At 69.5% G+C, this 24,029-nt stretch carries 22 protein-coding genes and 1 riboswitch; of the genes, 1 reads left to right on the top strand and 21 read right to left on the bottom strand.

Translation table 11 applies throughout. The annotated features are described in order from the left end of the window. The 21 genes from AIIKEEIJ_RS00615 to AIIKEEIJ_RS00710 form a co-directional block, all read right to left on the bottom strand. Positions 1 to 1,328 (bottom strand): NtaA/DmoA family FMN-dependent monooxygenase (locus AIIKEEIJ_RS00615; protein WP_161994676.1); only part of this gene is annotated, 1,328 nt, incomplete at its 3' end. Positions 1,329 to 1,342: 14 nt separating this feature from the next. Next, entirely contained in the window at positions 1,343 to 2,446 is a 1,104-nt protein-coding gene (locus tag AIIKEEIJ_RS00620; protein WP_029540020.1) for an LLM class flavin-dependent oxidoreductase, read from the bottom strand. Continuing rightward, entirely contained in the window at positions 2,436 to 4,037 is a 1,602-nt protein-coding gene (locus AIIKEEIJ_RS00625; protein WP_161994677.1) for a dipeptide ABC transporter ATP-binding protein, read from the bottom strand. The genes AIIKEEIJ_RS00620 and AIIKEEIJ_RS00625 overlap by 11 nt, the downstream gene beginning before the upstream one ends. Continuing rightward, on the bottom strand, positions 4,034 to 4,927 hold the full coding sequence (locus AIIKEEIJ_RS00630) for an ABC transporter permease subunit (protein WP_161994678.1): 894 nt from the start codon (positions 4,925 to 4,927) through the stop codon (positions 4,034 to 4,036). The genes AIIKEEIJ_RS00625 and AIIKEEIJ_RS00630 overlap by 4 nt, the downstream gene beginning before the upstream one ends. Then, the gene (locus AIIKEEIJ_RS00635) at positions 4,920 to 5,951 is read right to left on the bottom strand and encodes an ABC transporter permease subunit (RefSeq protein WP_161994679.1); all 1,032 of its coding nucleotides are present in this window, start codon (positions 5,949 to 5,951) and stop codon (positions 4,920 to 4,922) included. Before AIIKEEIJ_RS00635 ends, AIIKEEIJ_RS00630 begins: the two co-directional genes overlap by 8 nt. Before the next feature lie 3 nt (positions 5,952 to 5,954). Next, entirely contained in the window at positions 5,955 to 7,586 is a 1,632-nt protein-coding gene (locus AIIKEEIJ_RS00640; protein ID WP_161994680.1) for an ABC transporter substrate-binding protein, read from the bottom strand. A gap of 204 nt (positions 7,587 to 7,790) precedes the next feature. Continuing rightward, positions 7,791 to 7,885: riboswitch (SAM riboswitch) on the bottom strand. Between the two features lie 45 nt (positions 7,886 to 7,930). Further along, positions 7,931 to 9,352, bottom strand: coding sequence for an MFS transporter (locus AIIKEEIJ_RS00645; RefSeq protein WP_338020887.1), 1,422 nt, complete (start codon positions 9,350 to 9,352; stop codon positions 7,931 to 7,933). 12 nt (positions 9,353 to 9,364) lie between these two features. Continuing rightward, positions 9,365 to 10,723, bottom strand: a complete 1,359-nt coding sequence (locus AIIKEEIJ_RS00650; RefSeq protein ID WP_161994681.1) for an NtaA/DmoA family FMN-dependent monooxygenase — start codon at positions 10,721 to 10,723, stop codon at positions 9,365 to 9,367. Further along, on the bottom strand, positions 10,720 to 11,964 hold the full coding sequence (locus AIIKEEIJ_RS00655; protein WP_161994682.1) for an LLM class flavin-dependent oxidoreductase: 1,245 nt from the start codon (positions 11,962 to 11,964) through the stop codon (positions 10,720 to 10,722). The genes AIIKEEIJ_RS00650 and AIIKEEIJ_RS00655 overlap by 4 nt, the downstream gene beginning before the upstream one ends. 226 nt (positions 11,965 to 12,190) lie before the next feature. Further along, a complete protein-coding gene (locus AIIKEEIJ_RS00660) occupies positions 12,191 to 12,694 on the bottom strand; it encodes a GNAT family N-acetyltransferase (protein ID WP_161994683.1) in 504 nt (167 codons plus the stop codon). Continuing rightward, a complete protein-coding gene (locus AIIKEEIJ_RS00665; RefSeq protein ID WP_161994684.1) occupies positions 12,691 to 13,821 on the bottom strand; it encodes an FAD-dependent oxidoreductase in 1,131 nt (376 codons plus the stop codon). The genes AIIKEEIJ_RS00660 and AIIKEEIJ_RS00665 overlap by 4 nt, the downstream gene beginning before the upstream one ends. A 28-nt stretch (positions 13,822 to 13,849) precedes the next feature. Next, on the bottom strand, positions 13,850 to 14,809 hold the full coding sequence (locus AIIKEEIJ_RS00670; protein WP_202916386.1) for a transporter substrate-binding domain-containing protein: 960 nt from the start codon (positions 14,807 to 14,809) through the stop codon (positions 13,850 to 13,852). 20 nt (positions 14,810 to 14,829) lie between these two features. Next, positions 14,830 to 15,612 carry an ATP-binding cassette domain-containing protein gene (locus AIIKEEIJ_RS00675; RefSeq protein WP_161994686.1) on the bottom strand — a complete coding sequence of 261 codons (783 nt, stop codon included), beginning with the start codon at positions 15,610 to 15,612 and terminating at the stop codon, positions 14,830 to 14,832. Beyond that, complete coding sequence (locus tag AIIKEEIJ_RS00680) at positions 15,609 to 16,580, bottom strand: ABC transporter permease subunit (RefSeq protein ID WP_161994687.1); 972 nt, start codon at positions 16,578 to 16,580, stop codon at positions 15,609 to 15,611. The genes AIIKEEIJ_RS00675 and AIIKEEIJ_RS00680 overlap by 4 nt, the downstream gene beginning before the upstream one ends. Before the next feature lie 281 nt (positions 16,581 to 16,861). Then, positions 16,862 to 17,875, bottom strand: coding sequence for a sulfate/molybdate ABC transporter ATP-binding protein (locus AIIKEEIJ_RS00685; protein ID WP_029546667.1), 1,014 nt, complete (start codon positions 17,873 to 17,875; stop codon positions 16,862 to 16,864). Then, positions 17,872 to 18,678, bottom strand: coding sequence for a sulfate ABC transporter permease subunit CysW (gene cysW / locus AIIKEEIJ_RS00690; RefSeq protein ID WP_010594194.1), 807 nt, complete (start codon positions 18,676 to 18,678; stop codon positions 17,872 to 17,874). Before cysW ends, AIIKEEIJ_RS00685 begins: the two co-directional genes overlap by 4 nt. Beyond that, positions 18,675 to 19,547 (bottom strand): sulfate ABC transporter permease subunit CysT, encoded by an 873-nt coding sequence (cysT, locus tag AIIKEEIJ_RS00695; RefSeq protein WP_443217085.1) that lies wholly within the window; start codon positions 19,545 to 19,547, stop codon positions 18,675 to 18,677. The genes cysW and cysT overlap by 4 nt, the downstream gene beginning before the upstream one ends. Before the next feature lie 16 nt (positions 19,548 to 19,563). Then, complete coding sequence (locus tag AIIKEEIJ_RS00700) at positions 19,564 to 20,595, bottom strand: sulfate ABC transporter substrate-binding protein (protein ID WP_006943619.1); 1,032 nt, start codon at positions 20,593 to 20,595, stop codon at positions 19,564 to 19,566. Between the two features lie 210 nt (positions 20,596 to 20,805). Continuing rightward, positions 20,806 to 20,898 (bottom strand): Ms4533A family Cys-rich leader peptide, encoded by a 93-nt coding sequence (locus AIIKEEIJ_RS33890; protein ID WP_312026504.1) that lies wholly within the window; start codon positions 20,896 to 20,898, stop codon positions 20,806 to 20,808. Between the two features lie 10 nt (positions 20,899 to 20,908). Continuing rightward, positions 20,909 to 21,070, bottom strand: coding sequence for a hypothetical protein (locus tag AIIKEEIJ_RS00705; RefSeq protein WP_155621881.1), 162 nt, complete (start codon positions 21,068 to 21,070; stop codon positions 20,909 to 20,911). 100 nt (positions 21,071 to 21,170) lie between these two features. After that, complete coding sequence (locus AIIKEEIJ_RS00710; protein ID WP_161994688.1) at positions 21,171 to 22,745, bottom strand: glutamate synthase-related protein; 1,575 nt, start codon at positions 22,743 to 22,745, stop codon at positions 21,171 to 21,173. 167 nt (positions 22,746 to 22,912) lie between these two features. Here AIIKEEIJ_RS00710 and AIIKEEIJ_RS00715 point away from each other — a divergent pair. Next, the coding region (locus tag AIIKEEIJ_RS00715; protein ID WP_238406143.1) for a molybdopterin-dependent oxidoreductase at positions 22,913 to 24,029 on the top strand (1,117 nt) is incomplete at its 3' end.

Consider the following 24,029-nt stretch of genomic DNA (forward strand, 5'->3'; position numbering starts at 1 on the left):
AGGTCGAGGTGACTGCGCAGGGTGGTGCCCTCGTATTCGGTGCGGAAACTGCCGCGTTCCTGCAGCAGCGGCACGACCTTGTCGACGAATTCGTCGAGGCCGCCGGGGGTGAGGTGCGGAACCAGGATGAAGCCGTCGCTCGCGTCGGTCTGCACATAGCGGTCGATCTCGGCGGCGACGTGATCGGGGGTGCCGACGAACTGCTGCCGCGCGGTGACCTCGATGATCAGTTCGCGGATGCTGAGCTTCTCGGCCTCGGCCTTCTCCCGCCAGGCCAGCGCGACGGCGCGCGGATCCTTGGCGTGGCGGACGCGGCCGCGCGTGATGTTCAGGTTGTCCTCCGGTTCGACGTCCGGCAGCGGCCCTTCGGGGTCGTACCCGGACAGGTCGCGGCCCCACACCTGCTCGAGGAACGCGATCGCGGTCTGCGGGCTCACCTGCTGCAGCCGGATGTGGCGGGCTCGCTCGGCCGCGTCCTCCGCGGAGTCGCCGAGGACGAACGTCGCGGCCGGAAGGATCTTCAGGTCGGCGTGGCTGCGCCCGTACTTCGCGAGGCGGCCCTTGACGTCGGCGTAGAAGGCGTGGCCCTCCTCGAGGGTGCCGTGGCCGGTGAAGATGGCGTCGGCCTTGGCGGCGCCGAATTCGCGGCCCTCGTCCGAGTCGCCGGCCTGCAGGAGCACCGGGTGTCCCTGCGGGCTGCGTGGCACCTCGAACCGCCCGGAGATGTCGAACTGCGTGGTGTGGATGTCGAACGGAGCGATGTCGGAATCCGCCGCGAAGATGCCGTTTTCGCGGTCGACGACCGGTGCTCCGGGGCGCCAGCCGTCCCACAGCCGCCGGGTGACGTCGACGATCTCGTGGGCGCGGACGTAGCGCTGCGAGTGGTCGAGATAGCCGCCACGCCGGAAGTTCTCGCCGGTGAAGGCGTCGGAGGAGGTGACGAGGTTCCACGCGGCGCGGCCGTCGGACAGATGGTCGAGGGTGGCGAACTGCTTGGCCAGTTCGTACGGCTCGTTGAAGGTGGTGTTGATCGTGCCCGCGAGCCCGAGGTGGGTCGTCGCACCGGCGAGGGCCTCGAGAACCGTAAGGGTGTCGGGCCGGCCGACGACGTCGAGATCGTGGATGCGGCCGCGGTGTTCGCGCAGCCGCAGTCCCTCGGCCAGGAAGAAGAAGTCGAACAGTCCGCGTTCTGCGGTCCGGGCCAGGTGCAGGAAGGACTCGAAGTCGATCTGGCTCTTCGATTCGGGATCCGCCCACACGGTCGTGTTGTTGACGCCCGGGAAGTGCGCGGCCAGATGGATCTGCTTTCGAACGGTGTTCTGCGGCATGGTTGTCGGCCTCCTCAGGCGGTGGCGTAGCGGTTGACGGGGCGCGGCAGGCCGAGACGGTCCCGCAGGGTTCCAGTGGACGTCGGGTCCTGCCGCCGCAACACCGGCAGGACCCGTTCGGTGAGCGCCGCGACCGTGCCGGCGAGGGCCAGCGGACGTAGCACCACGCCGTCCAGGCCGTCCACGTCCCCGAGGAGTGCGAGCAGCCCTGCCGGGCCGCCGCGGTAGAACAGCGACTCCGGCGTGTAGGCAGCGCCGGCCCAGTTCTCGAGCTGGGCCAGGTCCGCGGCGGCGGTGGCGTCGTCCGCGGCGAGCAGCACGTCGATGTCGAGCAGCACCGCCGGTCGCCGATCACCGGCCTGCGCGCGCAGACGCTCGGCCAGGTTCGCGGCGGACCCGAGGTCGGCGGCCTCGATACGCACGAGATCGGCGCGTTCCGCGGCGAAGTCGAACGACTGCTCGTCCGCTGCCGCAACGGCGACGAGGGGCAGGCCCTGGGGTGACCGGGGCGTGATCGACGGACCTTTGACGGAGAAGTGCTCGCCGACGAAGTCGATGTAGTGCAGCTTGTCCCGGTCGACGAACCGGCCGGTGGCGACGTCGCGGATCTCGGCGTCGTCCTCCCAGCTGTCCCACAGGCGGGCCGCGACCTCGGCGGCCTCGGCGGCCTCGGTCCACAGTGAGCCGGTGCCCTGGGTGCCCTTGCGGCCGAACAGGGCGGCCCGGTCCTCACCCTCGGAGACGGCGACCTGCCACCCCGCACGGCCGGCCGTGGTGTGGTCGAGGGTTTGCACGGCCTTGGCCACGTGGAACGGTTCCGTGTGGGTCACCGTCGCGGTGGGGATCAGCCCGATCCGCGAGGTGACGGCGGACAGCCGGGCGGCGACGCCGACCGCTTCGAGCCGGCCGCGCACGGTGTCCGCACCGGAGTCGATACCGAACGAGTCGGGGAGGAAGGCCAGGTCGACGCCGGCACGATCCGCGCTGCCCACGATATCCGCCCAGTAGCGGGCGGTGAACACGTCCTCCGCGCGTGAATCCGTGCGACGCCACGAATGCGGATGCGAGCCGGTTCCGCGGAATTCGAGGGCGAGCAACAACTGTGAACTATCGGGCATGCCGAACCTTCCCTGGAATGGCATCGAGCAGCAGTTTCGTGTACTCGTGCTGTGGTCTGTCGAAAATCTCTGCGGTGGTCCCGGATTCGATGATTTCGCCGGACCGCATCACCGCGACGGTGTCGCTGATCTGCCGGACCACGGCAAGATCGTGGGAGATGAACAGGTAGCTCAGCCCCAGCTCGTCCTGCAGGCGGGCGAGCAGGTCGAGGATCTGCGCCTGGACCGACACGTCGAGCGCGGAGACGGGCTCGTCGAGCACGAGGAGTTCCGGGTGCAGCGCGAGCGCGCGGGCGATCGCAACGCGCTGTCGTTGTCCGCCGGACAGTTCCGCGGGTCTGCGCTCGAGGTGTGCCGTGCTCAGCGCCACCTGCCCGATCAGCTCCGCAACACGTTCGGCGCGCTCGCTTTTCGTGCCGATGCCGAAGGCTTCGAGCGGTTCGGCGACGACGTCGCGGATGCGGAGCTTGGGATTCAGGGCCGCATAGGGGTTCTGGTGGACGATCTGCACCCGGCGACGGAGCTCGCGCAGGTCCCGGCCGCGCAGCGCGGTGATGTCCCGCCCGTCGAACCGGACCTGCCCGGACGTGGCGGATTCCAGTCGGATCGCGATGCGGGACACCGTGGACTTGCCGGAACCGGACTCGCCGACCAGGGACAGAGTGCGACCGCGCGGAACCGAGAAGGAGACGTCGCGCACCGCCTCGAGCGACGTGCGCCGGTCGATGCGGAAGGTCTTCGAGACCCCGGACACGGTGAGCAGGGGTTCCGCGGGTCCGCGGCCGGGCCGGGCCGCGGCGCCGGCAAGGCTCGGTGCGGCGGCGACGAGCGCCCGGGTGTACTCGTGCCGGGGGTTCTCGAGGATCTGCCGGGCCGGCCCGGTCTCGACGATCCGGCCCTGGCTCATCACGACGATGCGGTCGGCGCGGTCGGCGGCGACGCCGAGGTCGTGGGTGATGAGCAGGACCGCGGTACCGGTCTCGGCGATGCGGCTGTCGAGATGGTCGAGGATGCGCCGCTGCACGGTGACGTCGAGGGCGCTGGTCGGCTCGTCTGCGATGACGAGGTCCGGCCGGCATGCGAGCGCGATGCCTATGAGCACGCGCTGCCGCTGCCCGCCGGACAGGTCCTGCGGGTACTGCCTGGCACGGAGTTCGGGATCGTCGAGCCCGGCTTCCGCGAGGATGCGCCGCGCGTCGATCTTCGCGGTGCGCCGGTCGGCGAGACCGTGGATACGCAGGACCTCGGCGACCTGGTCACCGATGCGGACGACCGGGTTCAGGGACGTGGTGGGGTCCTGTGGCACGAGTCCGATGCGGGCACCGCGCACCTTCTCGAAGGCGCGTTCGGACAGGGAGTCCAGTCGCTGCCCGTCGAACGTGACGGTGCCGCCGGTGATCCGGCCGCTACCCGACAGCAGGCCGAGGATCGCGTGTGCGGTCGTCGACTTGCCGGAACCGGACTCGCCGACCACCGCGACGACCTCGCCCCGGGAAAGGGTGAAGCCGACACCGTCCACCGCGGTGACCGGGTCGCGACGGCTGCCGTACTCGACCCGCAGGTCGCGTACGTCCAGCAGGGCCGCGGTCATCGAGTGCTCCGTTCTTCGATGGCGTGACCGAGGCGGTGCGCCGACAGGACGACCGCCACGATGACCAGGCCGGGCAGTGTCGTCATCCACCAGGCGGTGGCCAGGTAGTTCCTGCCTTCGGAGATCAGCGATCCCCATTCCGGGGTGGGCGGCACCGCGCCGAAGCCGAGGAAGCTCAGCGACGACACGGCGAGCACGGCCATGCCGAACTCGACCGCCGCGAGCGCGACGACGGGGGCGTACGAGTTGCGCAGCACGTGCCGGCGCAGGACGCTGTGCCAGCGGACACCGCATGCGAACGCCGCCTCGACGTACAGGGCGCGGCGCACGCGCAGGACCTCCGACCGCATGACGCGGGCGAAGTTCGCGACGAGCCCGACGCCGACCGCGATCGCCACGTTCATGGTGCCGAATCCGAGGGCGGTGACGAGCGCCAGGGACAGCAGCAGGGCGGGGATGGACAGCAGAACATCGACGGCCCGCATGAGTAGGCCGTCGACCGCTCCGCCGACCGCGCCGGAGAGCAACCCGACGAGTGAGCCGACGACGAGAGCGATTCCGACGGCGACGAGCGTCGCGGTCAGGGACAGGCCCGCACCGTGCACGACCCGGGTGTACACGTCGCGCCCGATGTTGTCGGTGCCGAACCAGTGCGCCGCGGACGGCCCCTGCAACTTGTCGGCCGGGACGCCCTGCAGCGGATCACCGGACGCGAAGACCGAGGGGAACAGAGCGAAGCCGACGGCGAGGAACAGCACAGTCGTCGAGACCACGAGAACCCCGTAGCGGCGCAGGGCGCTCGTCGCTCCCCGGAGCCGGGACGGTCTGTGTGGCCCGGTCGCGGCCTGCGCGGATGCGGCGACCGGTTCCCGGATCAGGACGTCAGACATGAGCCTTCCTCTCCTCCTCCACCGCGAAGCCGGTGAGTTCGGTGGTCACCTCGGCGGGCGTCGGATGCGAGGGCGAACCGCCGCCGCGACGGCCGTCGGCGATGCGCGGATCGATGAGCGGATAGACCAGGTCCACCGCGAGGTTGACGAGCACGAAGATCACCGCACTGAAGACCACGATGCCCTGGACGACGGGAATATCCTGCGCCAGAACCGAAGTCTGGGTCAACCGACCGACACCGGCGCGGGAGAACACCGTCTCGACGACCACGGACCCCGCCAGCAGGTTGCCGACTGTCACCCCGGCGATAGTGAATGCGGGGATGCTGGACAGCCGCAGTGTGTGCCGGGTCTGGATGCGCCACCGGGACGCGCCCTTGGCGCGAGCTGCTTCGACGAACGGTTGCCGCCATGTGGTCTGCAGGCTGGCGGCGAGGACCTGCGCGATCACCGCACCGGTGGGGAGCGCGAGGGTGATCGCGGGCAGCACCAGATGCTCGATGCCCTGGTCGCCGAATGCCGGAAGCAGCTTCATCCGGAACGAGAAGAGCTGGAGCAGAAGCAGTCCCACCCAGAAGGTCGGAACCGCGACACCGAGCGGCGGCAGCGAGAACAGCGTGCTGCGCAGCCACCGGGCGCCCGTGTACGTGGCGACGAACGCGATCGAGGTGCCGAGGAGCACGGCGAGCGCCAGGGCGACCGCGGCCAGGGCCAGGGTGCTGGGTACGGCGGCGGCGATCGCTTCGGTCACGGGTTGTCCCGTGACGATCGAGATGCCGAAGTCACCCCGGACGGCGTTGCTCAGCGCAGTAAGGTACTGCCCCGACAACGGACGGTCGAGCCCGTACCGCTCCTGCAGTTGCGCGACAGCGGCCGCATCCACCGGTGTGCCGCTGCCGGCGCCGTCGACCGCGATGCTCACCGGGTCGGACGGCAGCAGGTACAGCACGCCGAACGAGACGGTGAACGCCGCCCACAGCACCAACAGCGCCTGCACGAGCCGGGAACCGAGATACCGAGCCATGGTCTACTCGCTCAGCCAGGTGTCGAAGAACTGCAACCGGGCGGAGGCCTCGAACTTCAGGTCCTGCACCGCCCCCGCCGCACCGATGGCCTGGGACAGCTCCACGGTCGGCAGCCACAGGCCGTTGTCGAGGACCAGCTGCTGTGCCTGCTTGATCAGCTCGCCGCGTTCGGCCGGGTCGGTGGTGCGCAGCTGCGCGGACAGGACCTCGTCCAGCGGCGGGATCGGGCCGCGGTTGTTGAGGTTGCGCCCGTCGAGTCCGAACGTCGTGCGCAGGATGTCGCCGTCGGCGCGCGTGCTGTTGTAGTAGGTGGCGTCGAAGTCCTTCGCTCCCTGCCGGGCAGTGGCTTCCGGGGTGGAGACCAGGTCGAGCTGCAGGTCGATACCGACCTCGCGCAGCTGCTGCTGCACGAGCTCGAGGATAGCCTGGTTGCCGGCGAACACCGAACTGAACAGCACCGAGAAGGACAGGCGGTTGCCGTCCTTGACGCGGATGCCGTCCGGGCCGGGAACCCAGCCGGCGGCGTCGAGGATCGACGTCGACTTCGCCGGGTCGTAGGTGACGTCGTCGAGTGCGGCGTAGCCGGGGGTGCGGGAGGCGAGGGTGCTGGTCGCGGGCCGGAAATCGGGGCCGAGGACGGTGTCGACGAGTTCCTGGCGGTCGAGGGCCGGCACGATCGCGGCGCGCACCGCCGGATCGGTCAGGACGCCACGGGTGACGTTCGGCTGGAAACCGAACGGGACACCCGGGTTCGGCGTGGTGAGGATCCGTCCGCCGCTGCCTTCGATCTGGGAAGCATCCTGCGGCAGAGCATCGCTGATCGCGTCGAGCTGGCCGGATGCGAGGCTGCCGGTGCGTACACCGGACTCCGGGACGATCGTGAACTCGATGCGATCGAGGTAGGCCTCGCCGTCGTGCGCGAAAACGTCGGATCCCCACGAGTATCCAGTGCGCTTGACCAGCGTGGCGGACTTGTCCTGCTGGTAGTCCTCGTAGACGAAGGGACCGGTGCCGGACAGGTCGCCGGCGCAGCGTTCCTCCGCGGACTTCGCGACGTCCCTGTCGGACAGGAAGCCGAGTTGCAGCGTCGACGACGCCTGCAGGAACTGCGCGTTCGGTCCGGCGAAGGACACCTGGGCGGTGAGCGGATCGAGCACCGTGGTGCCGGTGTACCCCGACAGGTAGCTCGCCGCCAGCGCTGCCTTGGCGCCGGTGAGGGTCTGGACGATCGCGTCGAAGTTCTTCTTCACCGACTCCGCGGTGAACGGGGTGCCGTCACTGAATGTCACGCCGTCCTTCAGCCGGAACGTGAACGCCGAGGCGTTCCCGTTCACCTCCCAGCTTTCGGCGAGCCACGGCTTCAGTTCACCGGTCCCGGGGTCCTGATCGGTGAGCGAGTCGACGATCTGACGGGCGACGTAGATGGTCTGGTTGCTGCCGGCCTGCGCGGGATCGGCACACGTGGGGGCCTGGGACAGGCCGTAGCGCAGGGTGCCGCCGGGCTGCGGGGTGCCGCCACCGGAGGAAGTGCCCGCCGTGTCGGTGCCGCACGCGGCGAGCCCACCGGCGAGGATTGCGGCGGTGGCGCCCGCGACGGCGCGACGGCGGGCGGCAGAGGTGAACGGAACAGGCACCGGGGAACTCCATGATCTCGTGAGGCGCCGGTGGCACCGCGCTTCGCGATGCCACCGGCCGGGCAGACGGTCGTAGTTCTTCGACTGGGTTGCGCCGCTCAGGCGCGACAGGATCGGGGGCGACAGATGCCCGAGCACTGACGGCACAGGTCGACGTGCAGGCGCGCCCACGCGCCCACGAACCCCTCGCCTGCCATGCCTTCTCCTCCATCGTTCCCGGCGGTAGCACCCTCACCTGCGGCGGCAGGGGGTTGCTGCGACGTCCTCGAGCCGGGTCTCTCGGTCGCTCTGGATGGTTCCCGGTGACCGTACGCGTTGCGAACGAGTTCGGAGAACCCTTTCGCTCACAGTGATCGAAACCCGGCGCCGGCACGACGGCGCCGGTCGGCGAGCGCACAGAGCAGCGACACCGCGAGCATCGCGGCACACACCGTGAGGCCGGCCGACGCGGCACCGGCGAAGTCGTCCCCGTCCGTCGCCAGCGCCGACAGATACAGGCCGGACACCGCGGCGAGGGCGACTGTCGCGGACAACCGCTGTGACAGTTGCAGGAACCCGACCGCGACACCGTGACCGCCCTCCGGTGACGACTCGAGCGTCAGCGCCCGGTTGGGTGCATCCACGAATCCACCCGAGAGGCCCGACAGAGCGGCCAGCGCCACGAACACCGGCATCGTGGCCTCGTGCTGCACAGCGGCGGCGTAGCCACCGACGACGGCGATCTCGGCTGCCACCACCACGACGACCGTCACCCGGCCGTATCGCGCGACGACCCGCCACCCCACGGCCGAGGCGACGGCCATCGCGGCGGCGGCGGCGGACAGCACGGCGGCCGCCTGGACAGCGGCATAGCCGCGCCCCTCGATGAGATACAGGCTCACGACGGTGTTCAGGGACAGCACCGCACCGAACCAGAACAGTGCGACCAAGGTGCCGAGGATGTATCCGCCGGATCCGGTCAGTTCGGGAAGCAGCACGGGCTTGCCGCCGCGCGCGGCGACACGGCGTTCCCACCACAGGAAGGTGGCGAGTGAGACCGCCGCTCCCCCGACGGCGAACACCGCACCCACCGGACCCGGATCGGAGACCACGGGCAGCATCACCAGCGTCGTGGCCGCCGCGAGGAGTGCGAGGCCCCCGGCATCGACCCCGCTGCGGGCCGACGGTCGTCCCCGATCCGGGGGCAGGCGGCGTGCAGCCAGCACGAGTGTGACGAGTGCGCACGGCACGTTGAGAATCAGCAGAACGCGCCACCCGTACTCCCCGGGCGCAGCGCCGAGCACCAGCCCCCCGACGAGCGGACCGCACAGCCCGGCGAGGCCCCCGGCGGTGCTGTAGGCGGCCAGGGCCCGAGCGCGCGCCGGGCCGGTGTAGTTCTCGGCCAGGATCCCGAGCACCTGCGCGCTGATCAGGCCGGCCCCGACCCCCTGACCGGCCCGTGCGGCGACGACCGTCCAGGGGTCGGACGCGACAGCTCCGCACACTCCCATGACCGCGAAGAGGGTCATGCCCGCGAGGAACAGCCGCCGCCGGCCGGCTACATCGCCGAGCCGGCCTGCCGGGACCAGCGCAAGACCGAAGCTGAGCGAGTATGCGGCCAGGATCCACTGCACCTGCGAAACGCCCGCGTCGAGACCGGTCCGCAGGGCGGGGAGGCCGATGTTCAGCACCGACGAATCGAGCAGGGTGGTGAAGCCGGCGGCCGCACAGACCGGCACCACCGACGTCGTCTGCCGGGGCGTCTGCGCCCGATCGGTGAGTGTCACGCGGGAGGGCGGCTAACCGCCGACCGCCACCGGATCGGCCGGTACCCGCAGCCCGAGGTTGTGCCGCAGCGTGGTTCCGGTGTACTCGGCGCGGAGGACACCACGGTCCTGCAGCAGGGGCACCACCTCGTCGACGAAGTCGTCGAGTCCCCAGGGCACGAGGTGCGATCCGAGGATGAACCCGTCCGAGCCGTCGTTCTGCACGAAGGCGTCGATCTGCTCGGCGATCCGTGCCGCGGTACCGACGAGGGGTCCGCGCTCGAACTGGTCGATCACGACCTCTCGCAGCGTCAGCTTCTTCTCCTCCGCGATCGCGCGGAGCCGTGCGACGGTCTCGAACCGGTCCTGGTGGACGAACGCCCGTCCCTGGATGATCGGCTCGGCGTCGGGGTCGGGATCGATGTCCGGCAGCGGGCCCTCCGGATCGTATTCGGACAGATCCCGATTCCAGATCTGCTCGAGCAGGATCAGGGCGGTCTGCCCGGTGACCTGCTGGTTACGGATCTCGTGGTACTTCTCGACGGCCTCGGCCTCGGTGTCACCGATCACGAAGCTCGCCGACGGCAGGATCTTGATGTCGTCGGCGGAGCGGCCGGCAGCGATCGCCCGGGCCTTGACATCTCGGTAGAACTCCGTGGCCTCGGGCAGCTTCCCGTACGGGGAGAAGATGGCGTCGGCGTTCGCGGCAGCGAAGTCCCGGCCCTGCGGGGACACCCCGGCCTGGAGGATCACCGGGCGTCCCTGGGGGCTGCGCGGAACCGTGAACCTGCCGTGCACGTCGAAGTGGTTGCCGTGGTGTTCGAAGGCGCCGGCGTCGGGTCGACGCAGGAACCGGCCGCCGGCCTTGTCGGCGACGATGTCGTCGCTACGCCACGAGTCCCAGAGTTGACGGATGAGCGTCAGGTTCTCCTCCGCGCGCTCGTACCGGCGGGAGCGATCCAGGAAGCCGCCGCGGCGGAAGTTGCGCCCCGTGAAGGCATCGAAGGAGGTGACCACGTTCCACGCGGCCCGGCCGCCGGAGAGGTGATCGAGAGAGGCGATCTGCCGAGCCAGCTCGTACGGCTCGTTGAAGGTCGCGTTGATGGTGGCGGCCAGGCCGAGGTGGTCCGTGACGGCGGCCAGCGACGCGAGGACCGTGAAGGTGTCGGGCCGGCCGATGATGTCCTGATCGAAGATCCGGCCCGCGCGCTCGCGCAGCACGAGGCCCTCGGCGAGGAAGAAGAAGTCGAACTTGCCGCGCTCGGCGGTACGGGCGGTGTGCTCGAAGGTCGAGAACTCGATCTGGCTGCCCGCCCGGGGATCCCACCATGCGGTGTGGTGATTGACACCGCCGAGGTAGGCCCCGAGGATGATCTGCTTGCGTGTGCTCATCGGTCGTGTCCTTCGGTTCCGGCCGTGGTGACGGCGTAGCGGTTGGGAATGTCGGTCGGCAGATCCAGAAGTCCGCGCAGGGACGTGCCGGGGTATTCGGAGCGGAACAACTCGCGCTGTTGCAGGATCGGGACGAGCACGTCGACGATGACGTCGAGGTCGTCGACTGCCACCCCGGGCCGGAGCCGGAAGCCGTCGATACCCTGTCGACGCCACTCACCGATCCGGTCGGCGAGTTCGGTCGCCGATCCGGTGAACACGAGTGCATCCGAGTCGAATGCGCTGCCCGCGAGTGCGTCGAGACGCCGGAGCCGCTCGGCGCCGCTCTCGCGCGGTGTGTCGAGGAAGACCACGAGGTCCGCGTACACACGCAGCGGTTCACCGACACGCCCGACCCGCACCCCCGCCGCCGTGACCTCGTCGACGAGGTCACGCACGCGGCGGGTGTCCGATGGGGTGACGAACACCAGATCTGCCTGCCGCGAGGCCAGTTCGTACGGAAGGTCGCGGTGGGCCAGCAGTGCGACCACCGGCTGCCCCTGCGGCGGTCGGGGCGTGATCGACGGCCCTCGAACGTGGAAGAACCGGCCTTCGAAGTCGATGTAGTGCAGCTTGTCGCGGTCGATGAACCGTCGCGTCTTCACGTCGCGGAGCTCCGCGTCGTCCTCCCAGCTGTCCCACAGCCGCCGAACGACCTCGACGGCATCGGCGGCCTCGTCGAACAGGTCGTGGACGAACTCGGGCAGGCGATTCTCGGCGAGCGCCTGCCGGTCGCGCTTGTCGAGTCCGGGGATGTCGCGCCGGCCGAAGTGTGCGGCCTCCTGCGCGGAGGAGGACACCTTGACCTGCCAGCCGGCGCGACCGTGCGATGTGTAGTCGAGGGTGGCCAGCGCCTTGGACACGTGGAACGGTTCGGTGTGCGTGGTGGTGATCGTCGGGATCAGCCCGATGTGCCGGGTCGACGGTGCAACCCGCGCGGCGATCAGGTGCGCATCGAGCCGGACCCGTACCCGGTCCACCGCGTCGGGGTCCTCGCTCGTGTACGGGTTCGCGGGTACGGCAAGGGAATCCTCGATCGTGACGAAGTCAAGCAGCCCGCGTTCCGCGGTGGTGACGAGATCGGCCCAGTACGTGGGTGAGGTCAATTCGTCGGGGCGTGAATTCTCTTCACGCCACGCGGCGGGATGCCAACCGGCGCCGTCGAGCGCGACGGCGAGGTGGACGGGTGTTGTCGAGGTCATCGGCGAGACTCCTGGTCGGTGTGCGGCGGGGATCGGTGGCGTCACAGGGGCGTCCGGCAGCAGGGCGCACCGGCAGCACCGCGGGCTCGCGATGCTGCCGGGCCTGGTGGGGGGTCTTCGGGAGGATCGTGGCGGCGGAGAGTTCACACGAGAATCGGACGTCCGCACCCGTCACGACGGCTGCGGATGTCCGATTCGTGCACTGCTTCGAGCCGCTCGGCGCGGTTCAGTCCGTCCGCAACCGGATCAGCACTTTCTCGAAGGGGTGCGGCCCGATCTCCTCGGCCGGTCGGCCGGGATCGAACAGGGCGGTGTATCCCGCGGCCAGGTACAGCGCGACTGCCTCGGGTTGACGCCACCCGGTGGTCAGGTAGATGCGGGCGTACCCCCTCCGGGCCGCCTCGGCCTCGAGTTCCTCCAGCACGAGTCTGCCGAGTCCGCGCCGCCGGTGCATTTTCGACGTCCAAATGCGCTTGAGCTCAGCGGTGGTCGCGTCGTAGCGCCGGAACGCGCCACCGGCGACAGGTTCGTCGTCCTCGACGAGCACCAGCAACGTGCCGTCGGGTCCGGCGAACTCGTCGGCCGGGTGGGTGGTGAGGGTATGGATCTGCTCGTCGAGCGGACGTTCGTAGCGGGTGCTGTATTCGACGGCGAGTTCGGCGAGCAGCGGGGCGGCCAGCGGGTCGTCCTGCCGCACGGTGCAGACCTGGATGTGGCGGGCGGTGGTCACCGCGCGGTCACCGCCTCCCGGGTGCCGAACCGGAACGGCTCCGGTGCGACGGCCGTGCCCTCGACGAGACCTGCGATCAGCTCGCCGATCGCGGGGGCGAACTTGAAGCCGTGCCCGGAGAAGCCCGCGGCCACGACGACGGCGCCGATGCGGTCCACGACGAAGTTGCTGTCGGGTGTGCTGGTGTACAGGCAGGTGTCGGCCACGGCGCTGCCCGGGTCGACGCCGGGCAGCCATCGGGCAGCGTAGGCGGCGAGCCGCGCGACGCCGGCGGGGTCGGCCCGGAAGGTTCTCGTCTCGGGCGTCACTTCGGGTCCGGTGCCGTGCTCGCCGATCTTGATGCCGTCCTCGGCGCCGAGCCCGTAGATGCCGGCTGTCGTGAGCAACGCGCCGGGGTGATGCACGAAGCTCGGCCAGTCGGGCCCCGTGACGGGAACGAAGTGTGCGGGCTGCTCCTGCGTGGTGCGCATCGCCGGGAGGAGGGGCGCCGGATCCGAAGCCCGGGTGAGCAACCGGTGCGACCACGCGCCGGCCGCGACGACGACGTGCCGGGCGCGCACCACCGCGTCCGGGGTGACCACGTCGACGCCGTGTCCGTGACTGTGCAGGCTTTCGACCACGGTCCCGTGCCGCACGTCGGCCCCGGCCTGCGCCGCGGCCTCCTGGAACGCGGCGACCGCGCGGTCGGCGTGCAGCCGTCCCGCCTCGGGATGATGCACGACGGTTGTGTCGAACCGTATTCCGGGCCAAAGACGTTCCGCGGCACGCGGCTCGAGGACCTCGTGCCGGACGCCGAGGGCGGCCAGCGACCGGGCACGTGCCTCGACGACGGCGGGCAGTCCGTGGTCGACCGCGCCGGTGAGGGTCAGTACCTCCGTGCCCGTGGTGTCCTGCAGGTGCCGCCATAGCGGCAGGGCACGGCCGGCGAGGGCCGTGTAGAACTCGCCGTCGTAGGCCTGCCGGTAGATGCGGGAACTGCCGTGCGAGGCGCCGCGACGGTGACCCGGCTCGAACTGTTCGAGCAGGATCACCGCCTTCCCGCGGGCGGCCAGGCGCCACGCCGCCGCCGACCCGATGACGCCGCCCCCGACGATCACGATGTCGGCCCGGCGCTCCACCTGACTCATTGCTGTCCCTCCCCTGGCTGTTGTCCGGCTACTGCTTCTTCGGCAGGCCCGGAGGATTGATCACCGAGGTCGCGACAGCCTCGTTCGCGATACCCCATCGGTCGAGCACCTGCTGGTAGGTGCCGTTCTCGATGACGTGGTTGAGCGCCTCGTTGATCGCCTCGATCAGGCCGTTGTCCTTCTTGGTCAGGACCGCGATCTCGCCCTGCAGGTCCGCACCCGCGCCGGAGAACGTGCCGGCGATCTCGGTCTCCCCGGCCTGGATGACGTGGAACGACGCGGACGGATTGGGCCCGAAGTAGGCGTCGATGCGGCCGGAGCCGAGCGCGAGGTAGTAGTCGGTGGCGTTCTGGAAGTAGAGGATTTCGGTGGGCTCGAGGCCCGCGGCGACGTTCTGCTCGTTCCACTCGACGAGGAGCGCCTCCTGGTTGGTGCCGGAGCTCACCCCGACTTTCAGACCCGCGACATCCTTCGGATCCTTCACCTCGATCCCGCTGTCCTTCGTCACCTCGAAGGCGAGGTTGTCGAGACGGTAGGTGGAGAAGTCGTACTTCTCCTTGCGTTCCTCCGTGACGGTGACATTGGAGATGAACACGTCCGCTTCACCGGAGTCGACGCGCACGAAGTTCTGTGCCCAGTCCGCGGCGGTGAGCTCGACGTCGAGGTCGAGAACGTCGCCGAGGAGATGCGCGAAGTCGGTCTCGGAGCCGATGATGGTCTTGTCGTCGTCGGCATAGAACCGCAGCGGAGGTGCGGTGCCGGCGGACCCCGTGACGATGAGGGTGCCGCGGTCGCGGATGGACTGCGGGACCTTGGCCGCGATCTCGGGTACGGGGTCGGTGGTGATGCGGTTCTGGTCGGCGGTGAGGTTGTAGCCGGCGGCGCCGGCCGCGTCGGGCTCGTCGGTGCCACAGGCGGCGACCGACAGCAGGGCGACGGCGGTCAGGGCCGAGGCGACCAGCCTCGTGCGTCGGGTCAACGCGGACATCATTGCCTTTCGGGAGGACTTCAGAGGACTTTGGACAGGAAGGCGCGGGTGCGATCCTGGGTGGGCCGGTCGAGAACCTGCGCGGGCGGACCTTGTTCGACGACGACGCCGCCGTCCATGAACACGACGGTGTCGGCAACCTCACGCGCGAAGCCGATCTCGTGGGTGACGATCACCAGGGTCGCACCGTCGCGGGCCAGGTCGCGGATCACCTCGAGCACCTCGCCGACCAGTTCGGGGTCGAGCGCGGAGGTCGGCTCGTCGAACAGGATCACGGCCGGGCGCAGCGCGAGGGCGCGGGCGATGGCGACCCGCTGCTGCTGCCCACCGGACAGCTGTTTGGGGTAGTCGTGGATCTTGTCGCCGACGCCGACCCGGTCGAGCAGTTCCCGGGCGAGCGTCTCGACCTCGGCGCGGTCGCGGCGCTGCGCGGAGATCGGCGCCTCGATCACGTTCTCGAGCACGGTCAGGTGCGGGAAGAGGTTGAAGTTCTGGAACACGAATCCGATGCGCGACCGTTGACGGAGGATGTCCCTCTCGCGCAACTCGTGCAGCTTGTTGCCCCGGCGGCGGTAGCCGACGAGTTCGCCGTCGATGCGGACCGTGCCGCGGTCGACCTTCTCGAGGTGGTTGAGGGTGCGCAGCAGGGTGGACTTGCCGGAGCCGGAGGGACCGAGGATCACCGTGACCTCGCCCTTGCGGACTTTCAGGTCGACACCTCTGAGGACCTCGAGGGATCCGAACGACTTGTGCACGCCCCGGACGTCGACGGCGTACGGGGTGGGGTCGACCGGCGTGGTCATCGGGTGGCTCCCCGGGGTGCGGCGATACCCGAGTCGCGGATCTCGCGGAACTTGGCGACGGTCTTCTGCCAGGGGGTGAGCGGGAGGGCGCGGGACGAGCCGCGCGCGTAGTGCCGCTCCACGTAGTACTGGACGATCGACAACGCGGTGGTGAGCACGATGTACCAGACGGTGGCCACCATGAGCAGGGGCACGACCCGGCCGTTGCGGCCGAAGACGACCTGCACCTGATAGAACAGCTCGGCGATCGCCATCGTGGAGACGATCGAGGTGCCCTTGAACAGGCTGATGACCTCGTTGGCGGCGTTGGGCAGGATCGATCGCATGGCCTGCGGCAGAACGATCTTGAAGAACTGCCGGCGGCGAGGGATGCCCAGGGCCTGCGCCGCCTCGATCTGGCCGTGGTCCACGGAGATGATGCCGGCGCGGATGATCTCCGCCGAGTAGGCGGCCTGATGCAGGGCCAGGCCGATCACCGCGGCGGTGAAGCCGGAGATCACGCCGGTGACCTCGAACTCGAAGAACGACGGTCCGAACGGGACACCCAGCGACAGCGTTCGGTACAGGTACGGGATGTTGAACCAGAACAGCAGCTGCACGATGAGCGGGATGGATCGGAATGCCCAGATGTACACCCAGGAGATCACCTGCAGGACGGGATTCCTGGACAGCCTGCCGACGGCGAGCAGCACGCCGAGCCCGAATCCGAGAACCGTTCCCCACACGGTGAGTTCGATGGTCACCACCAGGGCCGAGAGCACGGACTGTGCGGTGAAGTACCGAGCGAACGTCGCCCAGTCCCAGCCCGGGTTGGTAGCCAGGCCGTGCACGAACTGCGCCACCAGGACGAGGGCGAGGGCGGCGACCAGCCAGCGCAGCGGGTGGCGGGCGGGGGCGACGACCAGCCCGGCGTCGTCGGGCTCGGCGGTGCTCGCCGGCGCGGGACGGATCCCGGTCGGCGCGCTCACGCCGACCCACCGGGGAAAGCGTTCATCGGGTAGTACCTTTCACGGATCTCGGGTGAGTGATCGGCGTGCACACCGAGCGGGCGGGGCGCGTGGAGATCACTGTCGCCCGGCGGGGTCCTGCTCGTCACGGATTCCGATCCGGGTGATTCGAACCCGCCGCAGGACCCGAGCAGTCCGCGGGGTGATACCGCATGCCTGAATGGCCGAATGTCACACGGGTTCGATCCAACTGAACCTGTGTGACATTCGGCCGAGTGAGGCGCCGGTGGGCGGGCGTGCCTCTAGCCGATCGGCACCCGCGTCGTCTCCGGCAGCGCCGGTTCCTCGGTCGCGCGCGCATAGACGGTCTCGCCGGGCGCGAGACCGAGAGCGCGTGCGTCGCCGCGGGTGACCTGCGCGGTGAAGTCCTCACCGGTCGCGGCGTTGCGCAGCTCGACGCGGACCTCGAACCCGAGGTGCACGACCCGCTCCACCGTCGCGCGGGTGACACCCACGGACCCGGCGGTGCCCGCGTCCTGGGCGCGGGCGAGATCGGGTTCGCGACCGAGACGGATGTCGTGCGGCCGCACCAGCTTTCCGTTGAGCCTGGAGACATTGCCCAGGAACGACATCACGAAGTCGTTCGCGGGCCGGTCGTACAGGTCCCGCGGGGTTCCGACCTGCTCGATGCGGCCCCGGTTCATCACGGCGATCCGGTCGGCGACGTCGAGCGCCTCCTCCTGATCATGGGTGACCAGCACGGTGGTCACGTGCACCTCGTCGTGCAAGCGGCGCAGCCACGTGCGCAGGTCGGCGCGCACCTTGGCGTCGAGCGCGCCGAACGGTTCGTCGAGCAGCAGCACCTTGGGATCGACGGCGAGGGCGCGGGCCAGGGCCATGCGCTGGCGCTGGCCGCCGGACAGCTGTGCCGGATAGCGTTGCTGGAACCCGTCGAGCCCGACGATGCCGAGCAGTTCGTCGACGCGGCGGCCGATTTCGGTCTTGGGCCGCTTGCGGATCTTCAACCCGAACGCGACGTTCTCGCGGACGGTCATGTGCTTGAACGCCGCGTAGTGCTGGAAGACGAAACCGATGTCCCGCTTCTGCGGGGTCACGCCGGTCACGTCGTCGCCGCCGATGCGCACGATGCCGTCATCGAGGGTTTCCAGTCCGGCGATGGACCGCAGCAGCGTCGACTTACCGGACCCCGAGGGTCCGAGCAGCGCGGTGAGCGACCCGGACGGGATCTCGATGTCGACGTCGTCGAGGGCCGCGAAGTCGCCGTAGTTCTTTCGTGCGCCCGTGACGGTGATCATCTGGTACTCCTCTTGCGGTCGAGCAGGGTCATCAGCAGCAGCACGATCACGGCGATGGCCATGAGCAGGGTCGCGGCGCAGTAGGCGCCGAAGGTGTTGTGGTCGTCGATGTAGCGGGAGTGCACCAGCAACGTCAGGGTCTGGGACACGCCGGGGAAGCCGGACGAGACCATGATGACAGCCCCGAACTCGCCGAGCGCGCGGGCGACGGTGAGGACCACGCCGTACGTCAGGCCCCACCGGATCGAGGGGAGGGTGATGCGCCGGAACGTCTGCCAGCCGTTCGCGCCGAGTGTCGCGGCGGCCTGCTCCTGTTCCTGGCCGATCTCGTGAAGCACCGGTTCGACCTCGCGCACGACGAACGGCAAGGTGACGAAGATCGTGGCGATCACCATGCCCGGTAGCCCGAATATCACCTTGAATCCGAGGGATTCGACACCTCCGAACCACCCGCCGGCACCCCACAGCATGATCAGGGCGACACCGACGACGATCGGTGAGACGGCGAACGGCAGGTCCACCACGGCTTGCAGCAGCCCGCGGCCGCGGAACCGGCCGCGCACGAGCGCAAGTGCGACGACGACACCGAACACGACGTTGACGGGCACCACGATGGCGACGATCAGCAGCGACAGGTTCAACGCCGAGATCGCCGCGGGCGTGCTGATCGACTGGAGGAACGCACCCACGCCGTTCTCGAATGTGCGGTAGAGGATCACCCCGATCGGAACGAGCAACAGGACCAACAGGTAGCCGAGTGCGATCGTCCGCAGCGAGATTCGCGTCCACGGGGAGACCTTCATCGGTCCTCCTCCTCCCGGCGCAGGCTGCGTCCCGCTGCCAGGCGCAGCACGAACAGCACGACGAAGGCGATGAGCAGCAGTGCCACGGACACCGCGGCAGCGTTCATCGGGCGGTCGATCTCGATCTGCTGCTGGATGTACTGCGACGCCACCTGGGTCTCGTACGGGATGTTGCCGCCGATGAGCACGATCGATCCGTATTCGCCGAGGGCACGGGCGAACGCGAGCCCGGCACCGCTGACGACAGCCGGGGTCAGCGCGGGCAGTACCACGGACCGGAAGACGGTCAGGTTGTTCGCGCCGAGGGACGCCGCGGCCTCTTCCACCTCCCGGTCCGCCTCGAGGAGCACCGGCTGCACCGAACGCACCACGAACGGCAGCGTCACGAATGCCAGCGCGACGGCGAGCCCCGGCTGGGAGGCGTTGAGATGGATACCGATCGGGCTCTCCGGCCCGTACAGCGCCAGCAGCACGATGCTCGCCACGATGGTGGGCAGCGCGAAGGGCAGGTCGATCAGGGCATTGACGAACTTCTTGCCCGGGAACTCGTCGCGCACCAGTACCCACGCGATGAGGGTGCCCATGACCACGTTGACGACCGCGACGATCGCGGAGACGACCACGGTGATCCGCAGCGTCGCCAGCGCGGCCGGGGCGGTGACGGCGTTCCAGAAGCCACTCGGACCGTCGGCGAACGCCTCCGCGGTCAGCGCCGCGAGCGGCAACAGAACGATGACGGACAGCCACAGCACGGACACTCCGATGCCGAGCGGTCCGACCGTGCCGGTCGCTGCGCGCAGCGGAGTGCGGCGGCGCGCCGCCGGGGCGGGAGCCGGCCTCGGTCCCACCCCGGTGGCGCTGTCGGTGATACTCACTGTCCGGGCTCTACTTCGTGGCGTTGTCGTAGATCACGGCGATCGAGCCGGTCTCGGCCTTGAACAACTGCTCGTCGACAGCCTTCCAGCCGCCCAGGTCCGCGATCGTCCACAGCTTCGCCGGCTGCGGGAAGTCGGCCGCGAACTCCTCCGCCACCGCGGGGTCGACGGGCCGGAAGCCCGCCTCCGCCCACAGACGCTGCGCCTGCGGGGTGTAGAGGAAGTCCGCGAACGCCCGTGCCTTTTCGGCGTTCTTCGAATTCGTGAGCACTGCAGCCGGATTCTCGATCTTGAAGGTGGTGGGCGGGGTGACGTGCTCGACCGGGTCGCCGTTGCGCTCGATGAACAGCGCCTCGTTCTCGTAGCTGAGCAGCACGTCGCCGGAGCCCTGCAGGAACGCCTCGGTGGCCTCGCGACCGGACTTGGGCTGGATCTTGACGTGCTCGTTCACGAGTGTGGTGACGTAGTCCAGACCCGCCTGCGGGTTCGCGCCGCCGTCGCTCTTCGCCGCGTAGGGGGCGAGCAGGTTCCACTTGGCCGAGCCGGAACTGAACGGGTTGGGCGTGACGACCTCGAGGCCGGGCTGCAGCAGGTCGTCCCAGTCGGTGATGTTCTTGGGGTTGCCCTCGCGCACCACGATCGTCACCACCGATCCGAAGGGAATTCCGTTGTACGGACCGGAGTTCCAATCGGCCTCGACGAGCCCGGCGTCGACGAGACGCGTGATGTCCGGCTCGACGGAGAAGTTGACGAAGTCCGCCTCGGCGCCGTCCTTGACCTTCCGGGACTGATCGCCGGAGGCGCCGTAGGACTGCTGGAACTCGACGTCCGCACCCTCCTCGGTGGCCTGGAAGGCGGGGATCAGCTTGTCGAATCCGGGCTTCGGCACGGCGTACGCGTACAGGTTGATCGTGCCGCCGGAGCCGTCGCCGCTGCTCTCACCTCCGCCCACGGTGTCGCTGGATCCGCCGGAGCACGCGGTCAGCACGGTCGCGCCGAGGGCGGCGAGGGCGGTGACGAACAGACCCGAACGTCTCTTCATGAGGTGATGCCTTTCCTGCAGGAGTGTCTCTGTGCGAGACCGGGGGAGGACCCGGGCACACCGGTTCGAGGAGACGCTCCGCAGGACGGACGAAGGTGGTGGAGACGTGGACCCGAACGAGTCGGGCCGACGAATGTCACGCCGGACGGGGCGACGCGACTCCTCGGCAACCGGGGGCGGCAACGATGCCGCAAGGGTTGGTGACGGGAGTCAGCGACGACAGTCGACGTCGGCGACCGCGCGCACGCCGACAGCGATCAGCGCCAGTTCATGGCGGACGCGAGGCACGGCGGTAGCGGACACGCGGCAGACTCTAGCAGAAGCGCTCGGCCTGTTCGACGGTGTCGTCCGGAAGCGCGCGCAGTCCGATGACGCCCGCGCCGCCCATCGCGTCCACGGCCTCGCCGAGGAGGAGGCAGCCGGCGAACACGACACCGCCGACGGTAAGCACCGCGGCGTACATCTTGTCGATCACGATCTGCCTCCCGGCGGGTTCCGTGGTGTCGCGAGTGGTCTGCTCCAGCGTGACGTGGGGTCGGCGCTCCGAACTGTCCGGATTCTGGACAGTGCCGGTGTCAGGGCGTCGTCCGCGCCCCTGGGGAGCCCTCGCCGCCCTCGGCCGCGGCGACCCCGAGCATCAGCCGCGTGATCTCTTCCCGGTCCGACGCGCCGGGCAGGCCCCAGCCGGGCTGGTAGCCGTACATTTCCGCGATCGTGATCGCGCGGCGGTTGCCGTCCGCCACCTCGACGTCGGTCGGGGTGATCAGAGCGGGATGCGCGACGCCGCACGCCTCGGCCAGCTTGAAGATGTCCCGGCGCAGCGCCCGGATGTAGTTGGCGGCGCGCACCGACTTCAGCTCCACGTCGAGCCCCCGCTCGAGCCACGGGTTCTGGGTGGCGACGCCCGTCGGACACCGGTCGGTGTGGCACTTCTGGGCCTGGATGCAGCCGATCGCGAGCATCGGCTCCCGCGCGATGTTGACCATGTCGCAGCCCAGGGCCATCGCCACCACCGCGTTGTCGGGCAGTCCGAGCTTGCCGGCGCCGATGAACGTCACGTCGTCGCTGAGGCCCGCCTCCGTGAACAGCTTGTAGACCCGGGCGAAGCCGCTGCGGAAGGGCAGCGAGACCGCGTCCGTGAACACGAGCGGCGCGGCGCCCGTGCCACCCTCGCCGCCGTCGATCGTCACGAAGTCGACGCCGCGGTCGGAGTTGCACATCGCGTCGACGAGGTTCTGCCAGAACGCCATGTCGCCGACCGCCGACTTGATGCCGACCGGCAACCCGGTCTCGTGGGCGATCAGCTCGATCCAGTCGAGCATGCTGTCGACGTCGTGGAACGTGGTGTGCCGCGACGGGCTGACACAGTCGCGACCCTCCGGGATGCCGCGGATCTCGGCGATCTCGGGGGTCACCTTGGCTCCGGGCAGCAGGCCGCCGAGGCCGGGCTTGGCACCCTGGCTCAGTTTGATCTCGATCGCCCGCACCGGCGCCGACTCGACGACGGCCTTCAGCCGGGCCAGGTCGAACCGGCCCTCCTCGTCGCGGCAGCCGAAGTACGCGGTGCCGATCTGGAAGATCAGGTCTGCCCCGTTGCGGTGGTAGCGCGACAGCCCGCCCTCGCCGGTGTTGTGCAGGCACCCGCTGGCGGCGGCACCGCGGTTGAGCGCCGAGACGGCGGCCCCGCTCAGCGAGCCGAAGCTCATCGCCGAGATGTTGACGATCGACTGCGGCCGGAACGCCTTCGCCCGCCCGCGCGCCCCGCCGAGGATCTTCGCCGACGGGATCTGCAGCTCCTCCCCGGCGTGCGGCGCCGCCGACGGCGGGGTCTCGGAGAACGTGCGGTGCTTGATGATCGTGTAACCGTCGGTGTATTCGACGTCGTTGTCGGTGCCGAAACCGAAGGTGTTGTTCACGAGTTTCGACGACGCGTACACCCAGCGACGCTGATCGCGGGTGAAGGGGCGCTCCTCGTCGTTGCCGGTGGTGATGTACTGCCGCAACTCGGGACCGACCGCTTCGAGCAGGTAGCGGCCGTGCCCGACAACGGGGAAGTTGCGTAGCAGCGCGTGGCGTCGCTGCAGCAGGTCGTACGAGGCGACCGCGGCCATCGCCGCGGCGGGGATTCCGAGGGCTTTCGACCACTTCATGGGGCCACCGTACGACGCTGCCGCGATGCCCGCCGACCTTCGTGAACGCGGTTTCGGGAGCGGGCCGGGCGGGTAGGCAGTGCACCGACACGCGTGCGCGGGGCACCCGGGCGCGCGGACACGGTGTGGACGACCGCGGACACAGTGTGGACGACGAGGGGCCGGCGATGCGCAGACACGATCGGGACTACGACGAGCGCGACCTCGAGGTCGACGACGCCGAGGATCACGCCGCGGGCCCGACCGCGGTGGCGGTGTCGCTGAAGCGGTCCCTCGAACGGATGGGACCGATCCGGACGGCGCAGACGCTGTTGCGGCTGAACCAGGCCGAGGGCTTCGACTGCATGAGCTGTGCGTGGCCCGATCCGGACCCGGGACATCGATCGGTCGCCGAGTTCTGCGAGAACGGTGCGAAGGCGGTGGCGGAGGAGGCGACCCGGCGCCGTGCCACTCCCGAGTTCTTCGCCGCACACAGCATCGCCGACCTGGATTCGCACAGCGAGCACTGGCTCGGCCGGCAGGGCCGCATCACGCATCCGATGATCAAGCGGCCCGGCGCCACCCACTACGAGCCGATCGACTGGGACGAGGCGTTCGCCCTGATCGGTGCGGAACTCGAGGCGCTCGACAGCCCCGACGAGGCGATCTTCTACACCTCCGGGCGTGCCTCGAACGAGGTGGCATTCGCCTACCAGCTGTTCGCCCGGGCCTTCGGCACGAACAACCTGCCCGACTGCTCCAACATGTGCCACGAGTCCACCAGCATCGCGCTGCAGGAGTCGATCGGCATCGGCAAGGCGAGCGTCACGCTCGACGACGTGTACCACGCGGAGCTCATCGTCCTGCAGGGCCAGAATCCGGGAACGAACCATCCGCGCATGCTGACCGCCCTCGAGAAGGCGAAACGCAACGGCGCCACGATCCTGTCGATCAACCCGCTGCGCGAGGCGGGCCTGGTCAACTTCCGCAATCCGCAGACCCCACGCGGGGTCGTCGGCCGCGGCACCGACCTGTCGGACCTGCACCTGCCGATCGCGCTGAACGGCGACCTCGCGCTGCTGCAGGCGTTCGGTTCGCTGCTCGTGGAATGGGACGCGCTCGACCACGAGTTCATCGAACGGCACACCCACGGTTTCGAGCAGTGGCGCCACCACGTCGCCGACGTTGCCCTGCGCGAGGGCCAGGTTGGTGACCTCCTTGATGGTGGCCACCGCGTTGCGGTGCTGGGTCAGGCCCATCGCCCAGCAGAACACCGTTGCGCGCGAGTCGCGCAGCAGCGTCGCC

It is taken from the genome of Rhodococcus sp. YH1 (assembly GCF_009939605.1).
Classification (GTDB): Bacteria; Actinomycetota; Actinomycetes; order Mycobacteriales; family Mycobacteriaceae; genus Rhodococcus; species Rhodococcus aetherivorans.